Source organism: Gilliamella sp. Bif1-4, from assembly GCF_001690535.1.
Lineage (GTDB): Bacteria > Pseudomonadota > Gammaproteobacteria > Enterobacterales > Orbaceae > Gilliamella > Gilliamella bombi.
Map to the genome: position 1 here is coordinate 37,731 of NZ_LZHC01000010.1, position 13,966 is coordinate 51,696.

Below are 13,966 nucleotides of genomic sequence, written 5' to 3' on the forward strand. Positions count from 1 at the left end.
ATTTTTAGATTATTTTTTGTGTTATTTGCTTGATTTTCAGCAAAGATTATTTTATTCTAATTATATTAAAATTTAAAATAAATAAGGAGGGGCAATGAATGACATATCTTGGCAAGATATAAGAAAAGTAATTTTAGATTTTCTGCAAAAACGGCTTGCCAATAATAGTAATTATAAAACTGAAACGTCTAAGCTAGAAAAAGCAAAAGAGTTAGGCGATCAGGTCGCAGTGAATGAAGTTCAGCAAAAATTAGATGAATTAGCCAAGCGATTTGAATTTGAAACGTGGATGGAAGATGCGGCAACAAGAAGAATATTTTGGATTTCTTTATGTCATTTTACTTCGAAAGAGGTACATTCTTCAAGTTCTGGAGATAATATCAATTATTCAACACAAACTAAACCAATTAATAAGCACTACGTATCGTCGGCTACCCCATTAACGCTTTCATTAAATTGTTCGGGAAATGCGGCTGCTCTTGATGTTTTTTCTTTATTAAATCAATCTATTAAAGATGATATAACATTTTTACAATTGATTATTGATGGGCATCCAGGTGTTTTACCCGCCCTTTCAGACGATCAGCAAAAAGCCTCGCTTTATTTAGCTAATTTTAAAAAAGCGATCTTTAATGATTTTGACAAACCTAAAGCCTCGGAATTGAATAAGCAATTATATTGGCCGAATGATGAAGAACCGTATTTGTCAAAGCAAGATAATAATTATCGATTGTTAATTCCATTACATCCTAGCTCATTGTGTAATTACTTATACGAGAAGGTGCAAACACGATTTTCAGAAGAAAATAAATATGCACGAGAATTACGTAAAAAAAAGGATGTTGAGCATCAACCTTATTTTTCTTTCCATGACTTAGCCGTAGTTAAACTGGGAGGAAGTAATCCTCAAGGTGTAAGCCAATTAACCAGTAATCAGGGTGGGCGTTATTTCTTATTACCTTCCATACCTCCTAAATTCAAAAACTCGCCGTTTCCTATGGTAGGCAAACAGCAAGAAACCATTTTTAATCATTCTTTACAAGGTTTTTGTCGATTTGGTTTTAAACTACTATTTGATATGGTTGAATCGCCAAAAAATATTGTAGAAGAACGAGATGATCGTAAAGATGCTCTTGCGGTGATTTTATCATTACTACTTAAGTTTGCTCGCTATATTCAAACTACTCAACCAGCCGGTTGGAGTCGTGATTATTCACTCAATTTTAATGAAAAACTTTGGCTTGATCCACAGCGAGCCCAATTAGAGAATGAAGAGGAATTTAAAAAGCTGTATGAACAAGGCGATTGGCAACAAAGTTTAGAAAAGCGTTTTGCAACTTGGATTCAAAATGCCTTAAAAGAAAAATTTAAAAATTTTAAACAGCAATTTGCTGATCCTGAATTTAGCGAATGGCGCCGTGAATTTAATGCAGCGGTAAAAGCAAGTCAACGTAAAAGGGAGGGGATATTTTAATGGCATCATTACGTTATTATTTATTATTTGATCATGTCAAAATCCATAATGCCAATGCGATTTCTAGCCCATTAACGTATGGATTCCCAGCTATTTCGGGGTTTTTAGGTGCTATTCATGCTTTAAGTCGTAAAATTGAATCAGAAAACCCTATTTACTTAGATGGCGTGTTAATTGCATGTCATGAATGTGATGTGCAAATCTATAGACCTAACAATTATGCGGATTATACTTTCCGATTAACACGCAACCCACTGGCTAAAAATGGTAGTACCCGTTCAATTATTGAAGAAGGGCGAGTTCATCTGGATGTTTCATTAGTTGTAGAAGTAAAAGTGCGGTCTCGGTCTTGTTTGAATAAATCTGAAGATAAAGAAGAATTTATTACACAGATGAAGAATAAGTTATACCAGCAACGTATAGCTGGTGGATATGTAGAATCTATTGAATCGGTAGAATTATTCCCTGCCTTTAAATCTCATGATGATTTAATTAAAGCTTTGTTACCCGCATTTGTTTTAGTTGAAGCACCACAAGATTTGCAAGATATTACTGCTGAATTACAGCAACAAGATCCTAATGCTACAGCGCTTGATGCCCTGATTGAAACAGCGATGTTGCATCATCATCCACAAGAAAAAGATCACTGGCAAACCACATCGGTTAAGCAAGGTCGTGGTTGGCTTGTCCCTTTACATTTGGGCTATCAAGCTATTTCACCGTTATTTTCAGCAGGTAAGGTTGAACATGCACGCAGTAATGAGCATGCCTCGCAATTTGTGGAGTGTATTTATGGGCTTGGTAAATGGGTCTTTCCTTTACGTTTGAAAGAGAGTTTATCACAGGCTTTTTGGCGTTATAAATGCAGTGAATTGCAATCTAATGATGCAGAAATTTATATTATCAATCAAGAAACTAATTAAGTAAATTTAGAAAATTATAGACTAAGGAATACATTATGAGTAAAGATAAAATGACAACGGCAAGCGTACTTGCTTTTGAACGTAGTTTTGATATTTCAGATGCAATTTTTGCACAGCAAAGTAGTACGGATACCAATAAATTATCCCCTGTTGTAGTTACTGAAAAATCAGTTCGAGGCACTATTTCAAATCGTCTTAAAAATGCAGTGGCAAACGATCCAACCAAATTAGATGCTGAAATACAAAAACCAAATTTACAAACAGTAGATGTCGCTTCGTTAGATGCCGATAAAGATACTTTGGTAGTTACATGGAGCTGTAAAGTGTTGCCATTTTTAGGTAAACCATCAGTATGTAATGATATCGAATATCAAAAAGAACTAGAAAAAACAACGCAGGGTTATATTCAAACGCAAGGATTGACAGCACTAGCTAAGCGTTATGCTATTAATATCTTAAGTGGCCGTTGGTTATGGCGTAACCGTATGGCAGCAGAGCAAATTAGCCTTTCGATTACTCGAAAAGATGAAAAAAAACCAATGATTGAAGTCAGTGATGTTAAACAATATCAACTAAACTCATTTGATTATGATGATAAATCGGTGAATGATCTTGCTACACTGATTGAAGCAGGATTATGTGGTAAAGAGTTTGTGATTTTTAACGTTGAAGCCAAACTGAAAATGGGCTTAGGTCAAGAAGTCTACCCGTCACAAGAATTAATTCTAGATACTGGCAAAACTAAAAGTAAAGTATTGTATGAGAAGAACAAACAAGCCGCCATGCATTCACAAAAAATCAGCAATGCAATTCGAACTATCGATACTTGGTATGACGATAATGCTCAATTCCCAATAGCAATAGAACCGTATGGCTCGGTGACATCAATGGGGCATGCTTTCCGACAACCAAAACAGAAATTAGACTTTTATACCTTATTTGATAATTGGGTATTAAAAGGTGAAAAACCATTGCTTGAGCAACAACATTATGTGATTGCGGTATTAATTCGTGGTGGTGTCTTTGGTGCTAGTGGCAAGGAGTAAATAATATGCACTCACACTATTTAGAGCTGCGAGCTATTTCGCAAATTGAAATAACCGAGGTGGACGTGATTAATCAAGTCATGCTGTCACTGCACCAAATCTTGGTTAATCAACAAGGAAATATCGCAATTAGTTTTCCTTGTTACAATGTGCACCGAACATTAGGCGGAGTGATTCGCCTATTTGGTACCGAGCAGGAATTGCAAAAACTTAAAGCAGATATACAGCAAAAATCATCGATAAGTGATTATGCTTTATTGATGCCTATCACAACAGTACCGGCAACGATAAAAGGCTATTTGCATTTGAGTCGTGTTAATCCTAAAGGTCAGAGTGCGTTAAGACGTGCCGAAAAAAGATTAACAGCACAAGGTAAATGGACACCTGAAGTGAAAAATAAAATGGTTGAAAAGTGGGGAAGCGTTCATTTGCAATACCCACATCTTCATTTGAATAGTAAAAGTACAGGTCAAAGATTTATTTTGTGGTTAAAACAAGAAAAATGCCCAGAGCCAGTGCAAGGCACATTTAATAGCTATGGATTAAGCCAAACAGCCACTGTTCCTGATTTTTAAATCATTAACCCTTTTTTTGGGGATAATTTTAACATATTGATTATTATTGATATTAAAATAGACTCAAAAAAAGGGTAAAAATTGGGAAAAGTGCAGTATGCTCTTTTACAATAAGGTCCTATTGAGATAAAATTCTACTTCAATGCCGTATAGGCAGTTTAGAAAAATTCGCACTGGACGGCTCAAAAAATCTGTTTGTTCACCGCCGTGTGGGCGGTCTTTTGTATAAAAAATAGAAATTTCTGTATAACTGGTTGATTTTAATTAAAATAAAAAATTTAATAAAATCAATACTCTACCTAAGCGATTTTGTGGGAGAAATACATCTTATAACATGGTAAGGTTTATATGTTCATTTTTCATGACGTTTAGAATGTGCCAATAACTAAGTGAGGTTAGTATGTTAAATAGGAATATTTGCAAGTTTGTGCTTTGTTGGGAACACAAATTTGAACATCAAAGCAAAGTTAAGATAGCTTTGTCGAGGTGAGAGCCATGGGGGATGAGGATATAAATCGAGCACATTTTGCAGCTAAAGCGTCGGTTGTTAGGTAATCCACTAATTCCTTGGTTTAGAAATTATCACCAATATTCATGGTATTCACAAAAGTTAAGACTTACAAAACCTAACACCATATGCTAATTAAAAAATTGCATAAAAAACTAGCCAAGTTTTTTTAAAATGGCTATACTTTAGCACCTTAAAGGAATAGATTATTAAACAATCAAATAAATATAAAAATTAAAATAAATCATTAATTTACTTGACATGTAAGCTGTAATTCATTATCATTTAAAGCACAAGGACTAGCAAAATAATGCATTATCATTTTAGGCACAAGGCACAAGGCACAAGGCACAAGGCACAAGGCACAAGGCACAAGGCACAAGGCACAAGGCACAAGGCACTGGCAAACCTATGTCTTAAATTTATCAAATAAACTTATTCGACGAGTTTTTGCCCGAAACTTATTTATATCTTCGAAATTATCTCTCAACGTATTATCGAAATTATTGTTCAAATCACCTAAAACAGTTTTGCTAGTATTAGCACTGTTATTATCTTCTTCATGGAATGTACAGGCAAATGGCAAAAAGGTTCGAGCGGGTAATCGTAGTGATGCAATAATTTTACCTTCAATATTTCCAGAATTACCGTCGGCAGTTATCAATTATGTAAGGCCAAATCTACTTTATGGCCTGAGCAGATATGCAGGCCCAGCTGGCATGTGGCATCCTAAGAAGGGCTTCTTTGTTCAGTCAACAAATCCATCATTTTACGGCCTAAATTTTCCAACTACAGGTGGGAATGGTTTATATTTTGATTTACTTATAACAGGAATAGATGTGAGAGACTTGACATGGGAACCAGTCACGCATGAGGGAATTACTGCAACAGTGACAAATGTTGTAGCTAATGATCACTCGATTCCTTCTGAAGATAGGGGAAAAGTTGTCGCCCGTGTTACGTTAATAGGTCCATATGCAGGCCGTAGGCATAGTTTTTGGAAAATTGACAAAATACCTAAGCCAAGGTTACCACAGACGTTTGAGTTAGTGGGTAGACATATTGGTACTGGTGATGAGGTAGTAAAATATGGATTTGTGTTGAAGCAGTGGTTCGTCGACCTGCAGAGAACGTTCAAATATTCTGGATATACTGCAGGCTTGTGTAATCGAGCAGGCTACGAGATGCCAAGGAACAAGGATTTAACTAATGCGAGCATCGAATCAAACGGAAATAATAGAGGTAAATATAGTAAATATAATAGTTACACGCGTTATATTGATGCAGGCTTTTTTTCCGAGTGGGGCTGCATGAGATACGACAATACCGCGTTTCGTGCCCTGCCGTACTGGTCGATGCGTACTTCGAACATTGACAAAAGGGATATTGTCAGCGCGACTTATGGCAGTATCGGTTGGCCCGACGTGAACTCCTTGGAACGTTTTATTTGCGTCTCAAACCTTAAACCTTAGTTCTTATTTCTTAGTCATTAGGTCGCCGAGGCCAATATTTAGAAACACCTATTTTGATACTTTAACTATCATAAAATTGTTTACCGCCGTATAGGCGGTTTAGAAATGAGTGTTTCTAGTTTTTATTAACTGAAACACTTCATTATTAGTATTATAAAGTAACTATTCTGCGCCAATTTGCGTGCTCATTTTTATCTCTCGATTATCGGTGATTTCTAAATTTGACAATACCACTAATTGAGGAAAGTTAGGCCTTAAAAATTGTGAAAGCATAGGTCTTAATGCATGGTTCACTAATAACACTGGTGGTGCACCGATAGCTTCTTGTTGATGAATGGCTTGTTTAATTTGCTCGATAATGTGTTCGGCTAGCCCTGGTTCAACATTGCTAGTATTTTGGAGCGCTTGTAATAACAAACGTTCTAAATTGATATTTAACCCTATTACATTGATTGGCTCAGATCCAGGAAACCATTGTTGTGTGATGACTCTTCCTAAAGCAATTCTTACCATACTTAGTAGCTGATAAGCATCATTTTGGGTTGGGGCGTACTCACAGATGGTTTCAATAATGGTACGCATATCACGGATTGACACTTTTTCGGCGATCAAGTTTTGCAATATTTTATGAAATGTGGTTAGTGTAACAACACCAGGAATAAAGTCCTCCACTAATTTCGGCATATCTTGTTTTATTCTGTCGAGCAGTTCTTGAGTTTCTAAGCGTCCTAATAAGTCGCTAGCAAATTGCTGTAATAAATGATTAAAATGAGTAGCAATCATGGTGCTTGTATCAACAACGGTATACCCCAATATTTGTGCATTTTCTTTATTGCTTTCATCTATCCATATCGCTGGTAATCCAAAGGCAGGTTCGGTTGTTGGAATGCCCTCAATGGTTTCAGTTACATTACCGGGATTGATCGCTAACCATTTATTATTAACAATTTCACCTTTGCCAATTTCACCACCTTTTATAAATATCTTATATTGATAAGGCGCTAATGAAAGATTGTCTCTTATATGAACTTGAGGTGGTAAAAAACCCAGTGTTTGAGCAAATTTTTTGCGTAAACTACGAATTCGCCCTAACAACTCACCATTTTGAGTTTGATCTACCATGGGAATTAATCCATAACCAACTTCCATTGCCAATATATCTTCAATATTAACATCTGACCATGTTGCTTCTATATTAGCTGGTGTGGTTGCCTGTACATTAGCTTGTTTGGGTGCCACTTTTTGTTCTGTCTTTTTCTGTTTAGTTAGCCACCAAGATATGATTGATAAAATAACAGTAAAGAGTAGAAAAACTAAATTTGGCATACCCGGAATTAGTCCAAGTAAACCAATAACGACAGCTGTTAAGATCAATACTTGTGGATTATTAAAAAGCTGTGTAATCATTTGATCACTGATGTTATCTTGTGATGTGACTCGAGTAACAATAACGCCGGCTGCGGTTGAAATAATGAGTGATGGTATTTGTGCTACCAAACCATCACCAATAGTTAGTAAAACATAGGTTTCGCTAGCATCAGAAAAAGCCATACCGTGTTGAACAACTCCAACTAATAACCCCCCAATAATGGTTATGCCCATTATTAATAATCCCGCAATCGCATCACCGCGTACAAATTTACTGGCACCATCCATTGAACCATAAAAATCGGCTTCTTGAGAAACTTCAGCTCGACGGGCTTTAGCTTCATCTTCACCAATTAAACCCGCATTCAGATCGGCGTCAATAGCCATTTGTTTTCCGGGCATGCCATCTAACGCAAAGCGTGCGCCCACTTCAGCTATTCTACCTGCTCCTTTGGTGATGACCATAAAGTTGATAATGACCAGAATAATAAATACCACAATACCAATAGCAAAATTACCACCAACCAAAAAGTGTCCAAAAGCCTCAATAACCCGCCCCGCAGCAGCACTACCGGTATGTCCTTTTAATAAAACGACCCGCGTAGAAGCAACGTTTAACGATAATCTTAATAAAGTTGCAAATAATAAAACGGTCGGGAATGCTGCAAAATCAAGTACTCTTTTAGTAAACAATGCTACTATCAAGATGATAATTGATAATGTAATATTAAAAGTAAAAAACAGATCCAAAATAAATGCAGGTAGTGGTAATACCATCATCGAAAGGATCAATAAAATTAGCAATGGTCCAGCTAAGATTTGATAATGCCCATTTTTTAATGTATTGGTTGATAATAAATTAAGTAGTTTAGATTTAATCATAAGGCTAGTTATTACCTTTATTTATTTACGGATAATGACTCAGGTATGGGTAAATTATTTGGCGCTATTGGTTTATCGCCACCATATTTATACCAATGTTTCAATTGATAAACCCACGCTAAAATTTGGGCCACCGCGGTATATAATTCGGTTGGTATTGTTTCGCCTATTTCACCATGACGGTATAAAGCACGGGCAAGCGGTGGCGCTTCTAACTGGGGGATATTATGTTTATTAGCAATTTCTTTGATGCGTAACGCAATTTTATTTGTTCCTTTCGCTAATAATTTTGGAGCAATCATTGTTTTTTCATCATATTGCAGAGCGACGGCATAATGCGTTGGGTTAGTAATAATCACATTGGCTTTAGGTACATCTTTCATCATACGGCGTCTAGCAATAGTTTGTTGCATTTGACGAATACGCCCTTTGATTTGTGGGTTTCCCTCTTGTTCTTTAAATTCATCTTTAATTTCTTGTTTTGACATTTTCAGTTTCTTTAAATTACTCCATATTTGATAGAAAATATCAAAACCAACCATGGGTATTAAAGATATAACACTAAAAATTCCACAAAGAATCACTAGCTGTATTGCTTTAGTTAATGCGCTATTTAAATGCATATTGGGTAACGAAAGCATGTGGGGAAAATGGTGCATTACAAACAATGTTGAAGCTATAGAAATAAAAATAACTTTAAGTATGCTTTTTAGTAATTCAGAAAAAACTCTAATACTAAATATTCTACCAAATCCAGATATCGGATTTAGTTTTTGAAAATTAGGCTTAATTGATTGCAGGCTAAAAAGTAAACCGCCAACACAAAGTGGTGCAAATATAGCAACGATAACTAGGCCAAAAAAAATGGGTACAATTGCCAAAAAACCATCGGTTAATAAGTTAACTAAATTGAAGACGATTAATTTATCATCCTCTATTTTATACGAAAACTTCATTGCTGTTTTAATGATCGTAGTTAACTGGTTAACTAAGTGTGATCCCATCAATCCAAATAAAATAATACCTATTAACAAAATTAATAACGAAGTTAATTCACGAGAACGAGGGATCTGCCCTTTTTCTCTAGCTTTTTTTATTTTGCTATCGGTGGGGTGTTCGCTTTTATCTAGATCACTATCGTCAGCCATGATGAAGTTATATAAAACGCTATAGTTTAATAAAAATTTACAATACTAACAGTATGAACTAATTACTACTGGGTTGTTGGCTTAATAAGAGGGCATTTTAGGGGGTATTTATGGCGTTTACCGTCAATAAATATTAATTTTTTAAACTTTGGCTCGTTTCGACGAAATAATTTCAGTTTGTTGATAGCCACTATTAGTATAAACAGCGGGGCTTTTTATACTTTTAAGATAGTTGATTGATTGCTGGGTTAGATTCATGCGCTTTTGAATGATTAGCCCATTATCACGATTTATATCTGCTAATAATTTTGTTGTATCAGTAATTGATAGCCAAAGAGCTTCGATTGTAGGATTTTCTTTATAGGGTGGTTGAATATTAAATTGTTCACTTAATTTTATGCGTTCTTCATCCAGTAGCTTTAGTTGAATCAGTAATTGGCTTTTTTTGTTAATAGTTTCACTTAACTGGTTTGTTGAACTATTTTCAATTAATATTTTTTGCTCTGATTGTAGAATTTCTGAAATTGTTTGTAACATCTCAGCTATTTTATTTAGGATGTCATTAAGTGCTAACATTTTTTATCCTTATAATTCTGTTTTATTTTTAAAAATCTTCTAGTAATTGTTTAATTAATTTATCTGCAATTTTATGTGTATCAATAACCAATGTTCCGTTGGATATGGACTGTTTTATTTTTTCAATTTTTTCTACATCGATATCTTTGTTGGTTGAATGTAAAAGGTGTATTGAATTTTGATTTATACTCACGTTAGTACTTACATTAGTACTGTTTTTAGTTTGTACAGATGCATTGTGAGTATTTTGTTGTTCGTTAATTACATCGCGGCTTACTAGCCCTGTTATGGCTGTAACGGATTTAGTTGCATCTATAGTCATAAAATACCTTTAATCAAATTTAAGATTTAAGTGATTTGTATAATTTTATTATCGGCAATAATAAAAAAATCATTAATATTATTTATTGAAAATTATTACACCTTGGTGAGTTAACGTGCCTTCAACAATTTTATCAGAATTTAGTTTAACTTTTATTTTATCGTTTAATATAGCATTGTTAAGTGTTTTGCCATTAGTTGTTATCTCATAACCTTCTCCATTTATTATTACTTTAATTATTTGTCCTGCTTTCACCTGCCAATTTTTTTGAAGCATTGTTGTTTTTATAGGTTCACCCAAATTGATATTTCGTAAAGCTATATGATTAATTGCGTCAATTTCATTCAAAATAACAGTCGAAGGTAGTTTATCCAACCAACCTGATTGTATCTGTATATAATCTTCGTTGATTTCTGTCCCTGCACTTATTGCTTGTTTAGCTACAATATAGTTCCCTTTGACAGCAACATTAATCTGGATAAATTTTTTTTTATTATTGCATTGGGCACTGATGGTCATGTTGCCCCACTGTTTTTTTTTATTTAATAAAGAGAGTGTTGGAGTATTACAATTTAATTGCGGTTTAGCAGTAAGATAAGTAATTAAAATGTCGTCCGCTTTATGACCGAATTGCTCTGATATTAAATTGTTAATCTGTTTATCAAGCGAATTTGCTAAAACATTATTCCAACTAAATAGTATAAAAATAGCGAGTATCAATTTTGCGATTTTAGTCATGCTTATTTATTCTAAATTATTCATAAGCTGATTTTACTTTATGATTGCAAGAAATGAATCTTGAAATAAGGGCAATTTTTATCGTTATTTGCGCAATAACTTTTTTTTTATTCGCTTAAAATTCTAATTATCAAAAAAATGAGATGATTTTATGTTTGATAAATTAGATACATGGGTTAATTTTCATCAGCAAGCATTAAATATACGTGAAATACGACAAAATATATTAGCTGCAAATATTGCAAATAGCGATACGCCTAACTATCAGGCTCGAGATATTGATTTTAATGCTGAGTTAAGCAAAGCACTTAACAATCAGAATAAGATTAATAATGTTGGGCTTAATATCACTTCAAATCATCATATTCAGATAAAAGCACCAATCATGGCAAATCATGATGTACTTTATCGTATACCTTATCAGGCTGCGGCAGATGGTAATACGGTCGAGATGGATCAAGAACGTACAGCTTTTATTGATAATAGTATTCACTACCAAAGTAATTTAACGTTTTTAGGTGAAAAATTTAAAAATATTATGGCGGTATTACAGCAAGGATAATCATGATGAGTTTTTCTATTTTTGCAATTTCAGGCTCGGCATTATTGGCACAAACACAACGAATGAATGTAAGTGCTAGTAATTTAGCTAACGCAGACAGTATTACCAGTACTTCAGGCAAAGCTTATCGAGCTAAGCAGGTTATTTTTCAAGTGGATGATAATGGTGAACTTAACCCAATTGCAGGGGTTAAAGTGTCGCAAGTTATTGAAGATCCTTCACCAATGAATTTGGTTTATGAACCTAATCATCCATTGGCTGATGCTAAAGGATATATTCAGAAACCTAATGTCGATGTGGTTGCCGAAATGGTTAATACCATTTCAGCATCACGAAGTTATCAAGCAAATATAGAAGTAATTAATACCGCCAAAAATTTAATGTTAAAAACACTGGCATTAGGGCAATAAAAGGAGTGGTTGATGGGTATAGCTAATGTTCTTGTTTCAGAATCATCGGGGATAACAAAACCTCAAACGACACAGAAAACTGCATCTGATGGTAACTCAAGTAAAGAATTACAAGATAATTTCTTAACGTTATTAATTGCACAAATGAAGAACCAAGATCCAACTAACCCAATGGATAATAGCCAGCTAACATCGCAGCTGGCTCAAATCAATACTTTAGCAGGTATAGAACGTCTTAATACAACGTTAGGAATGGTTTCTGGTCAGATTGATGATAGTTTATCAGTCAATGCCAGTAATATGATTGGCAAGGGAGTGATGGTTCCTGGCAATAAAATTTTAGTAGCAACCTCAGAATCTGAAAGTTCAGACTCAAAAGAAGAAACCGTTACCACGCCATTTGGTTTTGAGCTGGTACATGAAGCTGACTCAGTAATTATTACTATTCAAGATGAAAATGGCAATGTAGTTCGTGAAGTTGATTTAGGCGCAATTCCAGCAGGCGTTAGTTCTTTCACTTGGGATGGTGTGCTAAATGATGGGACGACTGCATTAGATGGTAGTTATACTTTTTCAGTTAACGCAAGTTATGACGGGCAAAAAGTATCATCAACATCATTATCTTATTCAGTGGTATATGGTGTTATCAATAGTAAAGTTAATAATAAAGTATTACTTGATTTAGGAATACTTGGTTCAATTAGTATTGACGAAGTACGTCAAATTCTTTAAGGGAGATAAAGTTCATATGGGATTTTCTCAAGCAGTGAGTGGTATGAATGCTGCATCAAAGCAATTAGATGTCATTGGGAATAATATTGCCAATTCAGCAACAGTAGGATTTAAGAGTGCTAGTATCTCATTTGCTGATATTTATGCCGGCTCAAAAGTTGGTATGGGGGTTAAAGTGGCTGCGATTATGCAAAATTTTAATGATGGAACAGCTACAACAACCAACAACAGTTTAGATGTTGCTATCTCGGGTAATGGTTTTTTTCGTTTAGTGGATAGCAGTGGTCAAGTTTTCTATACTCGTAATGGGCAATTTCAGTTAGATGCTGAGCGAAATATTGTTTCTGCTGATGGTCTTCAGTTAACGGGATATCTTGCAACAGGAACACCGCCCAAAGTGCAACAAGGTGCAGCACCTGGCCCATTAAAAATTTCACAAGAAATGTTAAATGCCACAGCGACAACAAAGGCTACTTTGCAAACCAACTTAAACTCTAATAGTAAAGTTCCAGCCAAGCAACCAGTCAATGCACTTGATGCGGATACATTTAATTATTCTACGACTATTACTACTTATGACTCGCTTGGTAATCAACGCAATATTCAGCTCTTTTATGTTAAAACTGATGATAACCAATGGGATGTTCATTATCTTGATAGCAGTGATCCTAATGCAAATTTACAAAAAGCGGGGAAAATGGAATTTGATTCTTCTGGTAAATTGATTAGTGATCCCGAAATGACTATTGATATTAATGGGATAAATGGATCTGCTGATAATAGCTTTACTTTATCATTAGCCAAAAGTTCTCAACAAAATATGGGTAAAGAATTGGGTAGTATTAAAAACCCAGTAGTGAATGGATATGCTCCTGGAGATTTGGTTGGGTATAGCATTAATGATGATGGTTCTATTTATGGTGTCTATTCTAACCAACAAACAATGTTATTAGGTCAGATAGCTATGGCTGATTTTTCCAATGTTAATGGGCTAGAGCCTGCTGGAAACAATAACTGGCGATCAACCATTAATTCTGGAGGCGAGGTATTGGGCAGAGCAAATTCTGGTACATTTGGTTCGTTAGCGAGCGGTGCACTAGAGTCGTCAAATGTTGATATGAGTCAGGAATTAGTGAATATGATTGTTGCTCAGCGCAATTACCAGTCTAATTCACAAACAATTAAAACGCAGGATCAAATTCTAAATACATTAGTCAATTTGCGTTAATT

The 13,966-nt window shown here is 34.9% G+C and carries 15 protein-coding genes; 10 read left to right on the forward strand and 5 right to left on the reverse strand.

Annotated features, from left to right (window positions below):
• Window positions 1-94 precede the first annotated feature (94 nt).
• From csy1 to A9G25_RS00785, 6 genes are all read left to right on the forward strand, one after another.
• The gene (csy1, locus tag A9G25_RS00765) at window positions 95-1,474 is read left to right on the forward strand and encodes a type I-F CRISPR-associated protein Csy1 (protein WP_065625321.1); all 1,380 of its coding nucleotides are present in this window, start codon (window positions 95-97) and stop codon (window positions 1,472-1,474) included.
• A complete protein-coding gene (gene csy2 / locus A9G25_RS00770; RefSeq protein WP_065625322.1) occupies window positions 1,474-2,397 on the forward strand; it encodes a type I-F CRISPR-associated protein Csy2 in 924 nt (307 codons plus the stop codon). Before csy1 ends, csy2 begins: the two co-directional genes overlap by 1 nt.
• 35 nt (window positions 2,398-2,432) lie before the next feature.
• A complete protein-coding gene (gene csy3, locus A9G25_RS00775) occupies window positions 2,433-3,443 on the forward strand; it encodes a type I-F CRISPR-associated protein Csy3 (protein ID WP_065605842.1) in 1,011 nt (336 codons plus the stop codon).
• A 5-nt stretch (window positions 3,444-3,448) separates the two neighbouring features.
• Complete coding sequence (cas6f, locus tag A9G25_RS00780; RefSeq protein WP_065625323.1) at window positions 3,449-4,018, forward strand: type I-F CRISPR-associated endoribonuclease Cas6/Csy4; 570 nt, start codon at window positions 3,449-3,451, stop codon at window positions 4,016-4,018.
• 818 nt (window positions 4,019-4,836) lie between these two features.
• On the forward strand, window positions 4,837-4,959 hold the full coding sequence (locus A9G25_RS13125) for a hypothetical protein (RefSeq protein ID WP_255306977.1): 123 nt from the start codon (window positions 4,837-4,839) through the stop codon (window positions 4,957-4,959).
• 73 nt (window positions 4,960-5,032) lie between these two features.
• Window positions 5,033-5,998: a hypothetical protein gene (locus tag A9G25_RS00785; RefSeq protein ID WP_065625324.1), complete on the forward strand. Its 966-nt coding sequence runs from the start codon at window positions 5,033-5,035 to the stop codon at window positions 5,996-5,998.
• Window positions 5,999-6,160: 162 nt separating this feature from the next.
• On the opposite strand, the gene flhA is transcribed toward A9G25_RS00785, so the two are convergent.
• From flhA to flgA, 5 genes are all read right to left on the reverse strand, one after another.
• The gene (gene flhA / locus A9G25_RS00790; RefSeq protein WP_065625325.1) at window positions 6,161-8,248 is read right to left on the reverse strand and encodes a flagellar biosynthesis protein FlhA; all 2,088 of its coding nucleotides are present in this window, start codon (window positions 8,246-8,248) and stop codon (window positions 6,161-6,163) included.
• Window positions 8,249-8,265: 17 nt separating this feature from the next.
• Window positions 8,266-9,396: a flagellar biosynthesis protein FlhB gene (flhB, locus tag A9G25_RS00795; RefSeq protein ID WP_065625326.1), complete on the reverse strand. Its 1,131-nt coding sequence runs from the start codon at window positions 9,394-9,396 to the stop codon at window positions 8,266-8,268.
• 141 nt (window positions 9,397-9,537) lie between these two features.
• Complete coding sequence (locus A9G25_RS00800) at window positions 9,538-9,972, reverse strand: flagella synthesis protein FlgN (RefSeq protein WP_065625327.1); 435 nt, start codon at window positions 9,970-9,972, stop codon at window positions 9,538-9,540.
• A gap of 28 nt (window positions 9,973-10,000) precedes the next feature.
• Window positions 10,001-10,294 carry a flagellar biosynthesis anti-sigma factor FlgM gene (gene flgM, locus A9G25_RS00805; protein WP_034909437.1) on the reverse strand — a complete coding sequence of 98 codons (294 nt, stop codon included), beginning with the start codon at window positions 10,292-10,294 and terminating at the stop codon, window positions 10,001-10,003.
• Between the two features lie 78 nt (window positions 10,295-10,372).
• Window positions 10,373-11,032: a flagellar basal body P-ring formation chaperone FlgA gene (gene flgA, locus A9G25_RS00810; RefSeq protein ID WP_065625328.1), complete on the reverse strand. Its 660-nt coding sequence runs from the start codon at window positions 11,030-11,032 to the stop codon at window positions 10,373-10,375.
• A gap of 151 nt (window positions 11,033-11,183) precedes the next feature.
• Between flgA and flgB the strand changes: the two genes are divergently transcribed.
• From flgB to flgE, 4 genes are read left to right on the forward strand one after another with little or no spacing between them, the layout of a single operon-like run.
• A complete protein-coding gene (gene flgB, locus A9G25_RS00815) occupies window positions 11,184-11,594 on the forward strand; it encodes a flagellar basal body rod protein FlgB (RefSeq protein WP_065625329.1) in 411 nt (136 codons plus the stop codon).
• A gap of 2 nt (window positions 11,595-11,596) precedes the next feature.
• Window positions 11,597-12,004: a flagellar basal body rod protein FlgC gene (gene flgC, locus A9G25_RS00820; RefSeq protein ID WP_034909448.1), complete on the forward strand. Its 408-nt coding sequence runs from the start codon at window positions 11,597-11,599 to the stop codon at window positions 12,002-12,004.
• A 12-nt stretch (window positions 12,005-12,016) separates the two neighbouring features.
• Entirely contained in the window at window positions 12,017-12,736 is a 720-nt protein-coding gene (locus A9G25_RS00825) for a flagellar hook assembly protein FlgD (RefSeq protein ID WP_065625330.1), read from the forward strand.
• Window positions 12,737-12,752: 16 nt separating this feature from the next.
• Entirely contained in the window at window positions 12,753-13,964 is a 1,212-nt protein-coding gene (gene flgE / locus A9G25_RS00830; protein WP_065625331.1) for a flagellar hook protein FlgE, read from the forward strand.
• Window positions 13,965-13,966: the final 2 nt, after the last annotated feature.